The organism is Agrobacterium tumefaciens (genome assembly GCF_013337285.1).
GTDB classification, from domain to species: Bacteria; Pseudomonadota; Alphaproteobacteria; order Rhizobiales; family Rhizobiaceae; genus Agrobacterium; species Agrobacterium burrii.
The window spans coordinates 259,833-278,264 of record NZ_SUPW01000005.1; the positions used below are offsets into that span (position 1 = coordinate 259,833).

Consider the following 18,432-nt stretch of genomic DNA (forward strand, 5'->3'; position numbering starts at 1 on the left):
ATGTCACGCAAAACTATGCGGCGGTTTGCGATAACGACATGCAAAAAAACAGGGACTTAAAGCAAAAGCAGCGAATCTGGAAATCGCGACCCGCTTTAAGCAATCGAAAAAATGCGCCGGCTGGCCGGCGCATCTATCTTACTGCTTGTTGACCACAGCCTTGTCCGGGTTCGGCGGGAAAGACGGATCGGTCTTGCTGCCGCGCAGCAGATCCAGCGCATAGTTGAGCTGGATATCGTCCTTGGCTTCCGGCGGAACATAGGCGGAGGAACCCGAACCTTCGTCGGTTTCGCTCTGGCCCTTGATGTGGCCAGAAAGACCGGATTCGCCTTCGGTGGTCACCTTACCCTGCAATTCCGGCGGCAACGGCTGTTCCACCTTGATGTCAGGCGCGATGCCCGTGCCCTGGATCGATTTGCCCGACGGCGTGTAATAAAGCGCCGTGGTCAGACGCAACGCACCGGCCTCGCCGAGCGGAATGATCGTCTGGACGGAACCCTTGCCAAAGGAACGCGTGCCGACAACGGTGGCACGACGCAGATCCTGCAGCGCACCTGCAACGATTTCCGAGGCCGAGGCCGAACCGCCATTGACGAGCACGATCACCGGTTTGCCGTCGGTCAGATCTCCCGCCGTCGCGTTGAAGCGGCGGGTCTCATCCGGATTGCGGCCGCGGGTCGAAACGACTTCGCCGCGCTCAAGGAAGGCATCTGAGACATTGATCGCCTGATCGAGCAGACCGCCGGGGTTGAGGCGCAGATCGAGAACGTAACCCTTCAGCTTGTCTGCCGGTACGTCCGCCTTGATCTTCTTGATCGCCTTTTCGAGATCGTCATAGGTCTTCTCGGTAAAGGAGATGACGCGCAGATAACCGACATTGTCGCCCTCGACGCGGGACTTGACCGCGCGAACGGCAATGACATCACGCACAACGGTGATGTCGAGCGGCTTGTCGGCACCCTGACGAATAACCGTCAGCTTGATAGGCGTCTTGACCGCACCGCGCATCTTTTCGACAGCCTGCTCCAGCTTGAGGCCGCGAACCGGTGTACCGTCAATTTCCGAAATGAAGTCGCCAGCAAGAATACCCGCGCGGGAAGCCGGCGTATCATCCATCGGCGAGATGACCTTGACCAGTTCGTTTTCCATGGTCACTTCGATGCCGAGACCGCCGAACTCACCCTTGGTCTGGGTGCGCATGTCGGTGGCATCCTTGGCATTCATGAAGCTGGAATGCGGATCGAGCGAGCTGAGCATGCCGTTAATGGCATTTTCCACCAGCTTTTCGTCATCCGGCGGCGTCACATATTGCGCGCGCACGCGCTCGAACACGTCGCCGAATATCGACAACTCCTTATAGGTCGAAGGCCCGGCCGCCTGTGCCGGCATGCTCGCCGAATAAATCACGCTCATCGCCGTGGCGCCCATAAGCCCACCGATAAGGAGAAGCGAAACCTTACGAATCATTGTGCGCCCTTCCGGTATTTTTTGCGGTCCACCAAGGTTGGGAATCAACCGGCACACCATCTTTCCTGAACTCAATGTAGAGCGTTGGCCGGTCGGTTTCCAGCGCCAATGCTGCTGCACTCGCTACTCTTTTTGCACCCATGGAGGCGATAGGCTCTCCGGAGAACACAAACATTCCCTGCCGTGTCCTCACATTGTCCATGCCCGTCATCACCACGTGATATCCATCACCCGTATTGAGGATGATCATCCGGCCGTAACTGCGAAAATCTCCGGCAAACACCACAAAGCCGTCTGCAGGCGCCGTCACGATGGCTTCCGGTCCGCTCGCGACGACAATTCCCTTGGAAAAGTGGCCAGTACCGTCAGCATCGCCAAAGCGCCGAAGCACCTCGCCCGCAACCGGAACCTCCAGCTTACCCTTCAAACTCGCGAAGGGATATGCGGGCGCAATGCGGTTTTTATCGGGCATTCCAGCCGCCGCTGCGGCACGCTCCTTTTCACGTTCTGCTTCCGAAAGACGGGCCACGCGCTGCTCTTCCGCCCGCGCCCTTTCCATTGCTTCCCGCACTGAGGTGATCTCGCCTTCGAGCGAGCTGACCAGACCTTCAAGACTGGTTGCCTTGCCCGCAAGCTCCTCGGATCGCTTGCGTTCCGCCTCCAGCTCAGCCGCAGTCTGTGTATTTCTACGGTCATTTTCGGCAAGCAGCAGGTCGAGGCGTTTTTCCTCTTCCAGACTTGCCGTCATCATACCCGTAAGATCGTCCTTTTCGCGAGCGATTGCCTGCCTCAGATCAGTCAATTCTTTGAGAGCGGAAACCAGCTTGTCGGTTTCACCGCGAATACCCGGAACGACGGCACCAAGAAGAATGGCGCTGCGCACGGAGGCAAGTGCATCCTCCGGCGAAACGAGAAGGGCAGGTGGCGGGTTTCTACCCATGCGCTGCAATGCGGCCAGAACCTCCGCCAGCACCCCGCGCCTTTCACGTAACGACGCTTTGACGCCGTCCTCTCGAACGGAAAGTTTGGCGAGGCGATCCTCACCGTCGCTGATCTTGGTTTCCAATGCCTTGCGCCGGGCAGCAGATGCGATCAGCTCTTCCCGGATACGGGCGCTGTCCTGATTGAGGGAAGCAATGCTTTCCTCAAGATTGCGGGTCTTGTCCTCCGAAAGGCCGATACTGTCGACCAATTCCTCCAGATCCTGGCGGTTCTGGTCACGACGGTTTTCCAGTGTCTGCAGTTCGTCCGGCGATGAATCGCCGTTCTCGGCCGGAGCCGCGCCCGCATCGTCTCGCGAATAGCCTGGACCGGCCCCAATGACGAAAGCAGCAATAACCGCACCCGCAAGGGCAGCGCGCTGTTTTCGTTGAGACCTCTTGTCCATTTGAACTTTCTTTGATGCCGAAGCAGAAGCACTGATATTAGGGATTTTGCTGCGATCTTCCAAGAGGCCTGAAAGAGGACAACGGCAAAGGCGTCTGCGCCTTTTCGTGTCGCGGAGCTTCATGTTGAAATTGAGACGATTTTTACACCAAAAACCCGCTCAAACCCGATGATACGGGTGACCGGAAAGAATGGTGACGGCGCGGTAAAGCTGTTCGGCGATCAGGATGCGAACGATCTGATGCGGCCATGTAAGCTTGCCAAGATTGAGAACGGCCGCCGCCCTGTCGTAAAGAGCGGGATCGAGACCGTCAGCCCCGCCAATGGCAATGATGAGGTCGCGCTTGCCGCTGTCGCGCAGGTCGCCAAAAAACGTGGCGAAAGCCGGACTGTCCAGCGCCTTGCCGCGCTCGTCGAGAAGCACCAGCACCGCACCGTCGGCCAGATGCTTTTCCAGCATCGCCGCTTCTTCGCGCTTGCGTGTCTCCGCATTCGACGCCCGACTTTCAGCAACCTCGATCACCCGCGAAAACTCCAGCCCGATTGCCGGGCCGGTCTTGGCAAGACGCTCGATATAACGGGTCGCAAGATCCTTTTCAGGGCCGGATTTAAGCCGTCCCACCGCAAAAATCGAAATCCGCATCGCAAACCTGTGACTGTCGTGACAAACAGGGTCACGCTCTTAACAGCATAGCTTGCGGATTCCTATGCGGCCGGTTCGATTTCCGGCCAGAGACATCGTACCGAAGTCAGATATGACCTTCGGCAAACACGATGCACTCGATCAAAGGCTCACCGCATCAATGCAGCGTTTCTTCCGGCATATCCGGCGTCGCCCACATTTTTTCAATGTTGTAGAAGGCGCGGATTTCCGGACGGAACACATGAACGATGACATCGCCGGCATCGATCAGCACCCAGTCGCCGGTCTCCAGACCTTCGACGCGGGCGTTGCCGAACCCCTCATCCTTCATATCCTTGAGAAGATGCTCGCAGATCGCCGAGACATGCCTGTTCGATCGCCCGGAGACTACAACCATATAGTCCGCAAGCGCCGATTTTCCGGCAATGTTGAGAGATACGATATCTTCAGCCTTGGAGTCCTCGAGGCTCGCGAGGACGGTTTCGAGGGAATGATCGGCGGCATCGTCGCCACTGTCCTGGCCCTTCGGGATAGCAACAAATGCTTTTCCCTTGCTGTGTACTGTTGTCAGAGGTTTTCCCTTTCCAAGAATGACAAAACAGATACTGGGCGACGCGATTCTCTGCGTCGCTTTATAAAGGTGGCATCAAAGCATTAACTTTTCAAGATATGGACCCTTCAACGACCGCCGCATACATCATTTGTGATTATTGCGCAGTGCCGTGGAGCTGAGCGTCGAACGCGGACCGTGGATGAAGACCCAGGCGGGAGCCCGTTTTTTCCATAAAACCCCCGCATCGTCCTCGTCTATCCGCGCCTGGCTGAAAGCCTGCGCCATGGTGGAAGAAAGATAGGACAGGGTGGAACCCGGCCGGTCGATCACCGCAATCGGAAAGGTCTCGGCAATCTCTCGCCATTTCTGCCAGCGGTGGAAGCTTTTCAGATTGTCGGCCCCCATGATCCAGATGAAGCGAACATGCGGATTTTTCGCCTTCACCTTGGCAAGCGTATTGGCCGTATAGCTGATGCCCAGTGATTTTTCGAAGGCCGTTACCTTAATGCGCGGATCGCTGACAAGCTTTTCGCAGGCAGCGATGCGGTCCTCCAGAGATGCCAGTTCTGAGCGGCTTTTCAGCGGATTGCCGGGCGTGACCATCCACCAGAGCTGGTCGAGACCCAAGCGGCGCAGCGCGATCTCGGCCACCAGCGCATGGCCGGCATGCGGCGGATTGAAAGAGCCGCCGAACAGGCCGACGACCATGCCGCGCTCCGCATGCGGCATGGTGAGATAACGTCGGTCAAGGCGCTTCTCAATCGGCAAGATCAGGTCCGTGTCTGGCCGGTGCCATGCACACGGTATTTGAACGAAGTGAGCTGCTCGACGCCAACCGGGCCGCGCGCATGCATCTTGCCGGTGGCGATGCCGATTTCCGCACCCATGCCGAATTCACCGCCATCGGCAAATTGCGTCGAGGCATTATGCAGCAGAATGGCCGAATCGAGTTCGTTGAAGAAACGCTCGACCACTTGAGGGTCTTCGGCGATCACCGCCTCGGTATGGTTGGAGGAATAGGTGCCGATATGATCGATCGCACCTGAAATACCGTCCACCACGGCAACCGAAATGATCGCATCGAGATATTCGGTGCGCCAGTCCTCTTCCGTCGCGGCCTTCAGGCCCTCAACCATATTACAAACCGCCTGCGAACCGCGCACCTCGCAACCGGCTGCGATCAAGTCATTGACGAGCGGCGCGAGATGCGTGGAAATAGCAGCGGCATCGACCAACAGGGTTTCGGCCGCGCCACAAATGCCGGTGCGGCGCATCTTGGCATTGACGACGATACGCTTTGCCATATCGAGATCGGCCGAGGCATCGACATATATATGGCAGATGCCTTCCAGATGCGCAAAGACCGGCACGCGCGCTTCCGATTGCACCCGGGCAACCAGGCTTTTGCCGCCGCGCGGTACAATCACATCGACAGTGCCGTTCAATCCACCCAAAAGCGCGCCGACGGCGGCGCGGTCCGTCACCGGCACCAGCTGGACGGCATGTTCGGGCAGACCGGCAATCTTCAAACCTTCCACGAGGCAGGCATGGATAGCGCGCGATGAATGTTGTGAATCCGAACCGCCGCGCAGGATAACGGCATTACCCGCCTTCAAGCAGAGCGCGCCGGCATCCGCCGTCACATTCGGGCGGCTTTCGTAGATAACACCGATCACGCCGAGCGGCGTGCGCACGCGCTCGATCTTCAGCCCATTCGGACGATCCCAGGCGGCGATAACTTCGCCAACCGGATCGGCCAGCGCCGCAACCGAGCGGATGCCTTCGGCAATGCCGGCAATCCGCGCCTCGTTGAGTGTGAGCCTGTCGACGAAAGACGCTGCAAGCCCGGCAGTATCCGCCGCCGCCAGATCTTTCTTATTGGCGGCAAGGATCACATCCCTCGATGCCTCGATAGCGGAGGCCATGGCAAGAAGCGCGCGGTTCTTCTGGTCCGTCCCTGCAATGGACAACGGTCGCGAAGCAGCTTTTGCCTGAGCGCCGATGGTCATCATCAGCGCGTCAATATCATGGCTCTGCTTCACGGCCTGTTCAGGCATGGACCTCATCCTTTTTTGCATGTTTCACTTTGACGGCAGCGCCGGTCATGACGAGATCGTCACGATGGATCATCGCCGCACGGCCGACATAACCGAGGATAGCCTCGATCTCATTGGACTTGTGGCCGATAATGAGACGCGCCTCTTCCGCATCGTAGCCCGCAAGACCGCGCGCGACCTCCCGCCCTTCGACACCGATAATGGCGATTGCATCGCCGCGCCCAAAATTGCCCTTCACCACCTTTACGCCGGCGGGAAGCAGGCTTTTTCCGGCATAAAGAGCTTTTTCCGCACCCGCATCCACATGGATTTCGCCGGCCGGCTGCAATTGCCCGGCAATCCAGGTCTTGCGCGCCGTCACCGGCGTGCCCGATGGCGCAAACCATGAGGAACGAGCGCCGTTTTCGATCGCCTTCAGCGGATTGAGCGTCTTGCCGGAGGCGATGATCATGCCGCAGCCGGCAGCCGTCGCGATCTTGCCCGCATCGATCTTGGTTCGCATGCCGCCGCGCGAAAGCTCGGAAGCCGCACCGCCTGCCATGGCTTCGATATCGGGGGTGATGTGGGTAATCGTCTCGAGAAATTTCGCATCCGGATCGAGATGCGGCGGAGCGGTATAAAGCCCGTCAATGTCCGACAGCAGCACCAGTAGATCCGCACCCGTCATGGTCGCCACGCGTGCAGCCAGACGGTCATTGTCGCCATAACGGATTTCGGTGGTCGCCACGGTATCATTTTCATTGATGATCGGAATGGCGCCGATCTTCAGCAACTGGTTGATGGTGGCGCGCGCATTGAGATAACGGCGGCGCTCTTCGGTATCGGAGAGCGTCAGCAGAATCTGGCCGGCGACGATCTCATGCCGCGACAGGCTTTCAGACCATGCCCGTGCCAGAGCAATCTGGCCGACAGCCGCAGCCGCCTGGCTCTCTTCCAGCTTCAACGCACCGGAGGGCAGGCCAAGCACGGTGCGGCCAAGCGCGATAGCGCCCGAAGACACGACCTGGACATCCGCGCCGTTTTTCTTAAGCGCAGCGATATCCTCACAGATGGCATCCAGCCAGTCTTTCTTCAGACCGGTTTTCCGATCCACCAGCAGCGCCGACCCGATCTTGATGACGACCCGGTGGTGGCTTGCCAGCGGCTTGCGCGTCAGGCTCATAGGCGGTCGTCCTCTTCCTCGGCCTCGCTATCCTCATGCAACATCGACCGGTCGGGAAGGGCGGTTTCGCCGCCATTGCTTGCCGAAACGATGATGTCGCGAAGCGCACGCAGGGCTTCCGTCATGCCAATATGAGCGGCAGCGGATAACAGCAGCGGCGGACGGCCACAGGCCTTTTCCAGTTCCTTGGCCTTTTTCTTCAACTCTTTTTCATCGAGCACGTCGATCTGCGACAGCGCTACGATTTCCGGCTTCTCGGTCAACCCGCCGCCATAGGCGTCAAGTTCGGCCTTGACCGTCTTATAGGCCTTACCGACCTTTTCTTCCTGTGCGGAGACGAGATGCAGCAACACACGGGTGCGCTCCACATGGCCGAGGAACCGGTCGCCGATGCCGACGCCCTCATGCGCACCTTCGATCAGGCCGGGAATGTCGGCCAGCACGTATTCTCGGTCATCGATGGTGGCGACGCCGAGGTTCGGATGCAGGGTGGTGAAGGGATAGTTGGCGATCTTCGGCCGCGCACGGGTGACCGTCGCGAGGAACGTGGATTTACCCGCATTCGGCAGACCGACAAGACCGGCATCCGCAATCAGCTTCAGCCGCAACCAGAGGGTCTTTTCTTCACCGGCAAGGCCCGGATTGGCATGGGTTGGCGCCTGATTGGTGGACGACTTGAAATAGGCATTGCCGAAACCGCCATTGCCGCCGGCGGCAAGACGAAAGCGCTGACCTTCCTTGGTCAGGTCCATGATCAGCGTTTCATTGTCTTCCTCGAAAATCTGGGTACCGACAGGCACTTTCAGCACCACATCGGAACCCTTGGCACCGGTGCGGGTCTTGCCCATGCCGTGCTGCCCTATCGAGGCCTTGAAATGCTGCTGGAAACGAAAGTCGATCAGGGTGTTAAGGCCGTTGACGACCTCCACCCAGACATCGCCGCCGCGGCCGCCATCGCCACCGTCAGGTCCGCCGAATTCGATGAATTTTTCACGCCTGAAGGACACGGCGCCCGCGCCGCCGTCACCGGACTTGATATAGATTTTTGCTTCATCGAGAAATTTCATCGGATTGCCGTTCTGTCAGCTTGTGGCGCAACCTGAAGCGATGCCGGCCAAAGTGCCTTGCGATATCGCGTTACGCATTGCGGTAAAAAGTTCTGTCGTTTCGAATACAAGCGCTTTCCCACAACGTCAAAGACTATCGTGAAGCAAGCACCAAAGCGGGACAAGGCCGGTTTACGATGAAACCGGCCTTGTATTGATTGTCAGCGGCGCGGCGGAATGAAATCTTCTGCCGTGATCACCGTATCGATATGCGCCACCATGGCGGCGCGCGCCGTGGCGTAGATCTGGTGGCAGCCGGTCACCCGGAAGCCGAGTTTCTCCTGCACACGCAGCGAAGCGGGATTATCCGCAAACACGCCGGAATGAACAACCACTCCGGGCATGCGGCGGAAAAACCGTTCGACCACGGCGGCCACCGCCTCGGTCATGTAACCCTTGCCCCAGTAAAAGCGGTTCAGCCAGTAGCCGAGATGCCACTCGCCGTGCCGCAATTCGACGGAGACGACGCCGATGAGCGTATCGTCACCACTGGTGATGGCGAAATCCCAATCGGGCAGGGTGCCTGATGTGCGCAACACCAGCCATTCCAGCGCGTCCTGCCTGTGATAGGGCGCAGGAACACGGGCCAGCATCCTGGTCACGGCAAAATCGCCAAGCGATTCCGCAATGCTGCCGGCATCGGAAAGCCGCTGCGGACGCAGCACCAGACGTGAGGTCTCGATGGTCGGGCAGGGGCCGGGCGGCGCGGCCGTCGCGCCAGTCCGGCGGCGGGTAAGGTCGAGCGTGCTCATCCCATGTCCCCCCAGCTCTTCAGCGAAACCCAGGTCTTGCGATCCAGCCTGTACCATTCGACCGGCACCATGCCGCCCAGCGCCAGCGAGCCGATCATGCCGGAACCCTGAAACTGGAAGCCGCACTTCTGGATGACGCGCCGCGACGGGATGTTGGTAACCCGGCAGCGGGCATCGATATGGTCGATTTCGCGCGTGCGGAAGGCCATGTCGATCAGCGCATGCGCAGCTTCCGTCATATAGCCCCGGTTCCAGTAGGGTTCCCCTAGCCAGTAACCGATCTCCAGCGTCTTTTCGTCTTCCTGCGGTTCAAGCGCGCAGCAGCCCAGGAACTCGCCATTGTCCATGCGGGTAATTGCATAGACGCACTTGCCAATCTCGCCAGCTTTGGAGCGTCGCACAAAATCCGCGGCGTCTTTGGCCGTGTAAGGGTGCGGCATACGCGACACCATGGTCGCGATATTGGCATTGTTGGCAAGATGGGCAAGGGCGTCGATGTCTTCTTCGTGAGGCGTGCGTAAAACCAGCCTCTGCGACAGTAAAACGGGGCAATCGCTCCTCGACCGATCGGGCCTCGGCCGCTCTTCGGGTGACCGTGATTGGTCGACCCTTAACAATTCAGCTTGCATGGTTCAGTCCCTCCATGAGGTAAAAGAAAAAGGGGAGTTGGGTGGTGCCCCATCTCCCCTGTTTTCTTGACTGAACCTGATACGTCTCAGCCGGGTCGATGGGACACCGGCTGCATATGACGCTTACCGGCTTATTCTGCGGCTTCCGCTTTCGGAGCCACGGATACGAACACGCGGCCATTGGCCTTCGCGCGGAAGTTCACGTTACCTGCGGTCAGCGCAAAAATCGTGTGGTCCTTGCCGATGCCGACATTGGCGCCCGGATGCCACTGCGTGCCGCGCTGACGCAGAATAATATTGCCTGGAATGACGGCTTCGCCGCCGAACTTCTTCACGCCAAGGCGCTTGGATTCGGAATCGCGACCGTTACGCGAGGAACCGCCAGCTTTTTTGTGTGCCATTGGAGTTCTCCTTTAAACCTTGTTTCCCGTGTCGCGCCGATCAGGCAGCAACGATGTCCGTGATGCGGACGACAGTGTGATGCTGACGATGGCCGCGCGAACGCTTGGAGTTCTGGCGACGACGCTTCTTGAAGGCGATGACCTTCTTGCCGCGATTGTGCTCGACAACTTCAGCCTTGACGATAGCGCCCTTAACGAAGGGAGCACCGAACGCGGCGTCGGCACCTTCGCCGATCACGAGAACTTCGGTGAATTCTACAGTTGCGCCTGCTTCTGCTTCCAGCTTTTCGATGGTCAGCACGGAGTCGGCCGCTACGCGGTACTGCTTACCGCCGGTCTTGATGACTGCGAACATTTTTTATCCTTTCATGTTCGTTCCGGCTCTGCCCGCCAAAGCAAGCTCGCCGTCTTTTTATCAGTCGGAATTTGGTAGAAACCCGTCGGGACAGAATGTCCCTTTGAATGTCTGCCGGTGAAGCCGCCTTTGAGGGGCGGAATAAATCGAAGGCGGACTACGCCATCAATTTGGGTGCCGATTACGCGAGACGCCAGTTTATGTCAAGATGACGACGGCTTGAAAAGTAACTGTAACGCCAAGAATTTCATGCTTTTTTGGCGGGTGCAGCAGTCAGGTCTCGAAATTTGCGCAGCAAGTGTTTATATGGGCCTACCAACAAGGAGCAGAAATGGCCCGCATAGACCAGACCGACGATTGGCGGGACCGCCATGCGCCGACAATTTCCGCCTTCGAGTCGCTTGCGATCGAGGCATATGGCCACCTGCCAGAAGAATTCCGCGCCTTAACGAAGGATCTCATCATCGAGATCGCGGATTTTCCGACCGACGAAGTATTCGAGGACATGGCGCTCGAAACCCCGTTCGATCTTCTCGGATTGTTCGAGGGGCGCGGCATCTCCGAGCGTTTCACCATGGAAACCGGCGAGATGGTAAACCGCATCACGCTTTATCGCCGCCCCATTCTCGATTATTGGGCCGAGAACGAGGAAACGCTTGGCGACATCATCACCCATGTCCTCATCCATGAGATAGGCCACCATTTCGGCCTCTCGGACGACGACATGGAGCGGATCGAAGAAAGCGCTGATGAGGCCGCGGCGGAGCGATAGCCCCGCCGGCGCTGCGTCTTATTGCTCGCCGAGCTTCATATCCGGGTGATATTCCTTGCCTTCGACCACCTTGGTCACGGCCTGACCGCAATGCATGACACCGCTTGCCGCGTTGAAGGCATAGCTCGGTGAGCCGGCAAGTTCCCATCCCTTGTTCAGCGCGTCAGTGACCCGGTGACAGAATTTCGCGTCATCGGGGCCGGTTATGAAACGATAAACTTTCACGTCTTTTCTGCCTTTCTTTGGGCGATGATATCGGCCATGGCGACCAGCCTTTCGGCTTCAACCACATGCAGCCGCTCGATCATCCGCCCGTTCATGTTGATGACGTTCAATTCCACAGATTCCGGCTTTGCAAAAGCGGCAATAATCTCGCGCGCTTCCACAACTGCCGCCTCATCCGGGCCGAAACGGCAATTGGCCGGCTCGATCTGGGCCGGATGGATCAGCATCTTGCCATCGAAGCCCATGGCGCGACCCTGTTCGCATTCGACTTGAAAAGCCGCGATATCGCGAAAATCATTGGAGACGCTGTCGATGACATCGAGGCCATAGGCCCGGGCGGCGAGCACCACCTGCATCATCCATGGGACAAGATAGGCGCGACCGGGCAAGGCCGGAACACGCGTTTCCTTACGCAAATCGTTGAGGCCGATGACAAAAGCGGCAAGCCGGGCATCCGGCGTGTGGGCGGCATCGGCAATCGATGCAGCGTTAAGGACACCTAGCGGCGTTTCGATCATGGCCCAGATTTTCATGGCCTGCGGCGCGTCCGCCTCCGCCAGAAGGTCGGCCACGTCATTGATATCGGCGGGCTGCTCCACCTTCGGCAGGAGAACCGCATCCGTCCGGCAGGACAGCACGAGCTGCAAATCTGCCTTCCCGTCCGCAGTGGAGAACGGGTTGATGCGGATAATCACCTCGCGCCCGGCAAAGGGTGCCTCTAAAAACAGTTTTTCGAGATTTTCCCGCGCCTTGCCCTTCATGTCGGGCGCGACTGAATCCTCAAGATCAAGGATCACGCCGTCGCAATCGAGATCGCGGATTTTTTCAAGCGCCCTGACATTGATGGCCGGAACCGACAGCAGCGAACGGCGCGGTCTCACAAGAATATTTTCGGAAAAATTGACCATGCCGCACTTGTGTCAAGCTTTTGTGACATCTGCAAGCTGACAATCCACTGAATCCTCTTGCAAGCCGGAAGAAGAAGGCCCACATTCGTCTGGAAAGAAAGGTTGAATCATGCAAGGCATCCGTTCATTTTTCATCGCCGCATCCGGCATCGCAATTCTGGCGATGGCCGCTCTTTTCACGGCGTCGCTCACAGTCGCTTTTATCGGCGTGCTCGCCGTTCTCAGTGCTGCCCGTATGCTTTCCGCGCGCCTGAAACCGGCTCCCATTCCGGTCAAGCCCCGCAACCAGCGCGACATGCGCGTCTGGAACGATGGCAAAGGCACGATTATCGATCTCTGAGGTCGTTTAATCCGGTCAAAATGCCATTGCGACACACGCAGCGTACCGAAGAACGCGGGTTTGCGCTTCTAAAGCGCTAAGTTTTGCAGTATTTCCCGAGAAAGAACATCCGGCAGGCTCTGCCCGCGCCGGATTTGTTCAAGGGAAACACGGGAAGCGACAGATGGAAAAATTCACCAAGCTGACGGGCGTTGCAGCGCCCATGCCGGTGGTCAATATCGACACCGATATGATCATTCCGAAAGACTATCTGAAAACCATCAAGCGCACGGGCCTTGGCAAGGGCCTTTTCGCCGAGTCGCGTTATCTTGAGGACGGCTCGCCCAACCCCGATTTTGTGCTGAACAAGCCCGCTTACCAGAACGCCCAGATTCTGGTCGCCGGCGACAATTTCGGCTGCGGCTCCTCGCGCGAACACGCGCCATGGGCGCTTCTCGATTTCGGCATCCGCTGCGTGATCTCCACCAGCTTCGCCGACATTTTCTACAATAACTGTTTCAAGAACGGCATCCTGCCTGTTGTCGTCAGCCCCGAGAACCTCGAAAAGCTGCTTGATGACGCCTCGCGCGGATCGAATGCCGTTCTGTCCATCGATCTGGAACGCCAGGAAATCAGCGGCCCCGATGGCGGCACGATCACCTTCGAGATCGATGAATTCAAACGCCATTGCATGCTGAACGGCCTCGACGACATTGGCCTAACCATGGAGCATGCCGGCGCCATCGACACGTTCGAGAAGGCAAACGCCTCGGTTCGCCCCTGGGCCTGACCACATTTCCGCCCTTCAAAAAAGCCGATCCCGTACAAAACCGTACCGGATCGGCTTTTGCTTTGCTTGAAAAGCCCTTGAGGCGGAGATAAGAAGCCCTCGATCCTGTCCAGCTGGCGATACGACCTGACTGGGACGGAAACGAGTTTGACGCCGCGCTCGCCGCAATCGAAAACCCTTCATGATGTTTTCCGGCGCGCCGCCCAAGGAGGGTTCTCATGACAGTCCGTTCGCTTTTCCTGCTGCCCGGTGACGGTATCGGCCCTGAAGCCATGACTGAGGTCCGCAAGCTGATCGATTATATGAACAGCGCGCAAAATGCCGGCTTCACCGTTTCGGAAGGCCTTGTCGGCGGTTCGGCTTACGACGCCCATGGCGTAGCGATTTCCGACGCGGATATGGAAAAGGCGCTTGCCGCGGATGCGATCCTGTTCGGCGCCGTCGGCGGCCCGAAGTGGGATGGCGTTCCCTACGAACATCGCCCGGAAGCCGGCCTCTTACGCCTGCGCAAGGACCTCGAACTCTTCGCGAACCTACGCCCCGCCATCTGCTACCCCGCGCTCGCCGCCGCTTCCTCGCTGAAGCCGGAGCTGGTTGAAGGCCTCGATATCCTCATCGTTCGCGAACTGACCGGCGGCGTCTATTTCGGCGAACCGAAGCAGATCATCGATCTCGGCAACGGCCAGAAGCGCGGCATCGACACGCAGATTTATGACACTTTCGAGATCGAACGCATCGCCGGCGTCGCTTTCGAACTGGCCCGCACCCGCGACAACCGCGTCTGCTCGATGGAAAAGCGCAACGTCATGAAATCAGGCGTTTTGTGGAACCAGGTCGTCACCGAAACCCACGCCGCCAAATACAGGGACGTTCAGCTGGAACACATGCTGGCGGACGCCGGCGGCATGCAGCTGGTGCGCAAACCCAAGCAGTTCGACGTGATCGTGACCGACAACCTCTTTGGCGACATGCTCTCCGACGTTGCTGCGATGCTCACCGGCTCGCTCGGCATGCTGCCTTCGGCCTCGCTTGGCGCACCGGACGCCAAGACCGGCAAGCGCAAGGCCATGTATGAGCCGGTTCACGGCTCGGCCCCTGATATCGCCGGCAAGGGCATCGCCAACCCCATCGCCATGATCGCCTCCTTCGCCATGTGCCTGCGCTATTCGTTCAACATGGTGGATGAGGCGACGAAGCTCGAAACGGCAATCGCCAACGTGCTGGACAAGGGCATCCGCACCGCCGACATCATGGCCGATGGTAGCCGCCAGGTCAGCACCTCTGAAATGGGTGACGCGGTTCTCGCTGAATTCAAGGCGCTTTCGGCGTAACGCTCACCGAAACCGGCTGGGCAGGCGGCACCGCCGTCTGCCCTTCTTCCTTCGGGAGAAGATGCTCGTAGCGCCTATCGGTCAGCGTCTTCAGAAATGCGACGATGGCATCCACCCGCTTGTCATCCAGCGCCGGCGCAGATGTCAGTTCCGTCATGGCGATATTCTCAGGCACCTCCGGCACATCCCATGTCTTGCCAGTTTCCGGGTTGATCTGACGGCTGGGCTTCTTGCTCTTATATTTCACGTAAAACAGCACCACCGTGCGTAAATCCCGAAACACGCCATTGTGCATATAAGGACCGGTAACCGCGACGTTGCGCAACGTCGGCACCTTGAATTTTCCACGCTGAGCCGGATCACCGGCCACTTCAGGATTTTGCGCCAAACCCAGATCGACCGCATCCGGCCTCGAACCATTTACGGCCCTGACCGCCATATTAGCGGGAACACCGATATTGAAATATTTGTGGTTGGTGAAGAGGCCGTCTTCCAGACCCTTGGCACCACGGATTTCATGGCAGGTATTGCAATTGGTGAATTGCGTCGAGGAGATGAGAACTCGGCCCAGCTCCTCCTGATCGGTCAGCTTTTCCTTGCCCCGCAGAAAGCGGTCGTACTTGGAATCGAAGGTTGAGAATTCATCCGAGCGCTCGAAGCTCGCCAGCGCCTTGGTCATCGCGGCATAGGCGGTCTCATCGCTCTGGAAGACATCATTGCCGAACTGTGTGCCGAAGGCTGCGACATAATCCGGGTTTTCCCTGAGCCGTTTTACGACAGAGGCTTTGTCCGGCATGCCCATTTCAAGCGGATTGAGCGGCGGGCCGCCCGCCTGATCTTCCAGCAGCGAGGCCCGGCCATCCCAGAACTGCCCGCCGACATACTCACGCGCCGCATTTTTGCCGAAAGGCGGCGTGAACCGGGCATAGGCTGCCGTCGGCGCATTGCGGTCACCGAGCGAAATGCCGTCATCACCCAGCGACACATCCCGCCCAACCTTCTCGCTCTCGCGTGCATCGGAAAAACCTGAAGCCTGCATATGGCAGGTGGAACAGGCCATGGTGCGGTTCATCGAAAGATTGGGATCATCGAATAGCGCTGCGCCCAGCTTTTCCAGCGTCGCATAGTCTTCGCCGCCATGGGCGGACATGCCGTTGATTCCCCCACCGAAGGGAGCCAGCAGAATGGATGCAGCAAGAGCGGCAGAGAGAAAAATTCGGGGCTTTATCATCGGTAGGCACGCTCGGGACAAAAATGCGCGATAGCAGGCTCGGGCCGGAAAATATGAAACAGCTTTCAAGCCGACCACACTTCACGGAACATGGATCGCAGGAGCTATTTCCGCTTTTCCGTGTTCCCTGACGCGATCTATAGCACTTTCCCATGGCCAGAGCCTACAAACTTTCGCAGCTTGCTCCACTTTGCCGCACCACGACGAAAACCCCGGTCAACCGCCTCTCGCGATGGCATGGAAGAAGGTGCCAGAGACGAAACCCCTTCTCCCACCCGATGGCCCGAGCGGACGGCCCTGCCCGTCGGCGATCTGGGCAAAAGGCTCATCACGGCCGGGATCGGTGACCCGTGCATAATGAAACTCATGGCCGCGCAGAACATCGCCCGCCGAGCCGAGCGGACCACTTGCCGCGATCGTTGCCTGCCGGTAACCGAGGTTCATCTTACGCGTTGCAAAACTGGTGGCATGCGATAGAAGCCCGGTCATGGCGTGGGTTGCCCCATCAGCATCTTCAAGCGTCTCGCCGAGCACCATGTAACCGCCACACTCACCATGCACCGGCTTCGTCGCGGCAAAACGGGTAAGACCGGCCTTGAAATCACCCGCATCGGCGAGTTTTCCGGCAAAAAGCTCGGGATACCCGCCCGGCAACCAGCAAATATCACAGCTCTCGTCAGGCGCCTGATCAGCCAGCGGCGAAAATGGCACGATTTCGGCCCCGGCCGCATGCCAATGTTTCCTGAGATGCGGATAAAGGAAGGTGAAAGCCGCATCCTCAGCCAGCGCGATACGCTGGCCGGGTGGTGCAATCGCCGCCGACACCGAACCCGAAGGCACATTCACCGGCGCGGCGAGTGAAAGCAAGGCGTCGAGATCTATGGATTTTTCCATTGCATCCGCCAGCCGTTCTATATGGGCATCGATTTCCGGATGTTCGCTGGCCTGAACCAGCCCCAGATGCCGCTCCGGCAAGATGAGCGACGGATCGCGCAGGACACAGCCCGCAACGGGAAGGCCGATTTTTTCGATGGCTTCCGTGCACAGGGTCCGGTGCCTTTCGCTACCAGCTCGGTTCAGCACCACTGCCGCCATGGTGACATCAGGATCGTAATGAGCAAAACCATGGGCGATAGCGGCCGCCGTCTGCGACTGGCCCGACACATCCAGCACCAGCAGCACGGGAATGCCGAACAGCCGCGCCAGATCCGCCGCCGAACCGGTGCGGTTTTCCGCCACCGGAATGCCGTCGAACAGACCCATGGCGCTTTCGATCAGAACGAGTTCCGCATCCTCGGTTTGCTGTGAAAACAGATGCCGCAGCAAATCCGGCTGCATGGCCCAGCTATCCAGATTGAGACCGGGCGTGCCGGTGGCGAAGGCGTGGAAACCGGGATCGATATAATCCGGCCCGGTCTTGATCCCCCGCACCTTGATGCCACGCCGGGCAAAGGCCCTGAGCAGGCCGATGGTCACGCTGGTCTTGCCCGACCCCGAACGCGGCGCACCGATGATGATCGCCCGAACCGTCATGAACCGACCCCACCGAGACGGCTTCGCATCGAAACGATCTCCCCGATGACGATCAACGCCGGTGCTTCAAAATTTTCCCGCTTTGCATCGTCAGCTATGCTTTCCAGCGTACCAATGAAAATGCGCTCTTGCTCCGTCGTCGCCGACATGATGACCGCAACCGGCGTCGTGCCCGAACGTCCGCCCTGCACCAGAAGTGCTGCAATCGCGCCAATATTCTTTAACCCCATATAGACGACAATGGGTTCCTGTGTTTTCGCCAGCGCCAGCCAGTCGAGATCCTCTTCGGTGCCCGCCGCATGGCCGGTGGCAAGCGTCACAGCGCGGCTGATGCCGCGCATGGTGGCGGGAATGCGAGCCGAAGCAAGCGCGGCGAGCGAAGAGGTCATGCCCGGCAGGATCCGGAAGGGAATGCCGGCTCCGACAAGCGCCTCCGCCTCTTCGCCACCGCGCCCGAAAATGAAGGGATCGCCACCTTTCAGCCGCAGCACCTTCTTACCCTGCCGTGCAAAATCGATCAGGGAGGCGGTAATATCGTCCTGCGTCGTCGAGGGCTTGCCGCCCCGCTTCCCGGCAAAGACGATTTCGGCCTGTGGGCCAAGAGACACAACGTCATCGCTTACCAGTGCATCGCGCACGATAATATCGGCCTGAGAAAGCGCCAGCACCACTTCCAGCGTCAGATAACGTACATCGCCCGGCCCTGCGCCCGCGAGCCAGACGTGACCGGCCTCAAAGACCGGGCCTTTTGCGGCAATGCTGTTCAAAATCTGCGGTATCGACATTCTCTTGGCTGCTTTTTAACGATGACG

At 58.8% G+C, this 18,432-nt stretch carries 21 protein-coding genes; 4 read left to right on the forward strand and 17 right to left on the reverse strand.

From position 1 onward, the window contains the following. Window positions 1-138 precede the first annotated feature (138 nt). The 12 genes from FCH38_RS15825 to rplU all read right to left on the reverse strand — a co-directional run bounded on the left by FCH38_RS15825 (window position 139) and on the right by rplU (window position 10,511). On the reverse strand, window positions 139-1,467 hold the full coding sequence (locus FCH38_RS15825; RefSeq protein WP_153515449.1) for a S41 family peptidase: 1,329 nt from the start codon (window positions 1,465-1,467) through the stop codon (window positions 139-141). After that, on the reverse strand, window positions 1,457-2,854 hold the full coding sequence (locus tag FCH38_RS15830; protein ID WP_149900404.1) for a murein hydrolase activator EnvC family protein: 1,398 nt from the start codon (window positions 2,852-2,854) through the stop codon (window positions 1,457-1,459). The genes FCH38_RS15825 and FCH38_RS15830 overlap by 11 nt, the downstream gene beginning before the upstream one ends. Window positions 2,855-3,013: 159 nt before the next feature. Beyond that, window positions 3,014-3,496 carry a 23S rRNA (pseudouridine(1915)-N(3))-methyltransferase RlmH gene (gene rlmH / locus FCH38_RS15835; RefSeq protein ID WP_149900403.1) on the reverse strand — a complete coding sequence of 161 codons (483 nt, stop codon included), beginning with the start codon at window positions 3,494-3,496 and terminating at the stop codon, window positions 3,014-3,016. Between the two features lie 157 nt (window positions 3,497-3,653). Continuing rightward, window positions 3,654-4,100 (reverse strand): ribosome silencing factor, encoded by a 447-nt coding sequence (gene rsfS, locus FCH38_RS15840; protein WP_174374386.1) that lies wholly within the window; start codon window positions 4,098-4,100, stop codon window positions 3,654-3,656. 93 nt (window positions 4,101-4,193) lie between these two features. Next, window positions 4,194-4,817: a nicotinate-nucleotide adenylyltransferase gene (locus FCH38_RS15845; RefSeq protein WP_174374324.1), complete on the reverse strand. Its 624-nt coding sequence runs from the start codon at window positions 4,815-4,817 to the stop codon at window positions 4,194-4,196. A gap of 2 nt (window positions 4,818-4,819) precedes the next feature. Beyond that, a complete protein-coding gene (locus FCH38_RS15850; protein ID WP_174374325.1) occupies window positions 4,820-6,106 on the reverse strand; it encodes a glutamate-5-semialdehyde dehydrogenase in 1,287 nt (428 codons plus the stop codon). After that, a complete protein-coding gene (proB, locus tag FCH38_RS15855; protein ID WP_153515447.1) occupies window positions 6,099-7,268 on the reverse strand; it encodes a glutamate 5-kinase in 1,170 nt (389 codons plus the stop codon). The genes FCH38_RS15850 and proB overlap by 8 nt, the downstream gene beginning before the upstream one ends. Next, entirely contained in the window at window positions 7,265-8,335 is a 1,071-nt protein-coding gene (obgE, locus tag FCH38_RS15860; RefSeq protein WP_149900400.1) for a GTPase ObgE, read from the reverse strand. Before obgE ends, proB begins: the two co-directional genes overlap by 4 nt. Window positions 8,336-8,535: 200 nt before the next feature. Next, window positions 8,536-9,126, reverse strand: a complete 591-nt coding sequence (locus FCH38_RS15865; RefSeq protein WP_149900399.1) for a GNAT family N-acetyltransferase — start codon at window positions 9,124-9,126, stop codon at window positions 8,536-8,538. Next, window positions 9,123-9,755, reverse strand: a complete 633-nt coding sequence (locus FCH38_RS15870) for a GNAT family N-acetyltransferase (RefSeq protein ID WP_153515446.1) — start codon at window positions 9,753-9,755, stop codon at window positions 9,123-9,125. Before FCH38_RS15870 ends, FCH38_RS15865 begins: the two co-directional genes overlap by 4 nt. 131 nt (window positions 9,756-9,886) lie before the next feature. Further along, complete coding sequence (gene rpmA, locus FCH38_RS15875; RefSeq protein ID WP_149900397.1) at window positions 9,887-10,156, reverse strand: 50S ribosomal protein L27; 270 nt, start codon at window positions 10,154-10,156, stop codon at window positions 9,887-9,889. 40 nt (window positions 10,157-10,196) lie between these two features. Then, window positions 10,197-10,511, reverse strand: a complete 315-nt coding sequence (gene rplU / locus FCH38_RS15880; RefSeq protein WP_149900396.1) for a 50S ribosomal protein L21 — start codon at window positions 10,509-10,511, stop codon at window positions 10,197-10,199. A 331-nt stretch (window positions 10,512-10,842) separates the two neighbouring features. On the opposite strand from rplU, the gene FCH38_RS15885 reads away from it, so the two are divergent. Continuing rightward, on the forward strand, window positions 10,843-11,283 hold the full coding sequence (locus FCH38_RS15885) for a metallopeptidase family protein (RefSeq protein ID WP_046799659.1): 441 nt from the start codon (window positions 10,843-10,845) through the stop codon (window positions 11,281-11,283). A gap of 18 nt (window positions 11,284-11,301) precedes the next feature. On the opposite strand, the gene FCH38_RS15890 is transcribed toward FCH38_RS15885, so the two are convergent. Both FCH38_RS15890 and FCH38_RS15895 read right to left on the reverse strand, forming a co-directional pair. Then, window positions 11,302-11,508: a DUF1737 domain-containing protein gene (locus tag FCH38_RS15890; RefSeq protein WP_045020366.1), complete on the reverse strand. Its 207-nt coding sequence runs from the start codon at window positions 11,506-11,508 to the stop codon at window positions 11,302-11,304. Beyond that, a complete protein-coding gene (locus FCH38_RS15895) occupies window positions 11,505-12,416 on the reverse strand; it encodes an HpcH/HpaI aldolase/citrate lyase family protein (RefSeq protein ID WP_174374326.1) in 912 nt (303 codons plus the stop codon). Before FCH38_RS15895 ends, FCH38_RS15890 begins: the two co-directional genes overlap by 4 nt. A 109-nt stretch (window positions 12,417-12,525) precedes the next feature. Between FCH38_RS15895 and FCH38_RS15900 the strand changes: the two genes are divergently transcribed. The 3 genes from FCH38_RS15900 (at window position 12,526) to leuB (ending at window position 14,856) form a co-directional block, all read left to right on the forward strand. Continuing rightward, complete coding sequence (locus FCH38_RS15900; RefSeq protein WP_065114389.1) at window positions 12,526-12,756, forward strand: hypothetical protein; 231 nt, start codon at window positions 12,526-12,528, stop codon at window positions 12,754-12,756. A 163-nt stretch (window positions 12,757-12,919) separates the two neighbouring features. Beyond that, on the forward strand, window positions 12,920-13,525 hold the full coding sequence (gene leuD, locus FCH38_RS15905) for a 3-isopropylmalate dehydratase small subunit (protein ID WP_149900394.1): 606 nt from the start codon (window positions 12,920-12,922) through the stop codon (window positions 13,523-13,525). 218 nt (window positions 13,526-13,743) lie between these two features. Then, entirely contained in the window at window positions 13,744-14,856 is a 1,113-nt protein-coding gene (gene leuB, locus FCH38_RS15910) for a 3-isopropylmalate dehydrogenase (protein WP_153515444.1), read from the forward strand. Here leuB and FCH38_RS15915 read toward each other — a convergent pair. From FCH38_RS15915 to cobA, 3 genes are all read right to left on the reverse strand, one after another. Beyond that, entirely contained in the window at window positions 14,837-16,087 is a 1,251-nt protein-coding gene (locus FCH38_RS15915; RefSeq protein WP_174374327.1) for a cytochrome-c peroxidase, read from the reverse strand. The two genes, leuB and FCH38_RS15915, sit on opposite strands and share 20 nt — an antisense overlap. A 216-nt stretch (window positions 16,088-16,303) precedes the next feature. Then, window positions 16,304-17,620, reverse strand: coding sequence for a cobyrinate a,c-diamide synthase (locus FCH38_RS15920; protein WP_174374328.1), 1,317 nt, complete (start codon window positions 17,618-17,620; stop codon window positions 16,304-16,306). After that, window positions 17,617-18,405, reverse strand: coding sequence for a uroporphyrinogen-III C-methyltransferase (gene cobA, locus FCH38_RS15925; RefSeq protein WP_174374329.1), 789 nt, complete (start codon window positions 18,403-18,405; stop codon window positions 17,617-17,619). The genes FCH38_RS15920 and cobA overlap by 4 nt, the downstream gene beginning before the upstream one ends. Window positions 18,406-18,432: the final 27 nt, after the last annotated feature.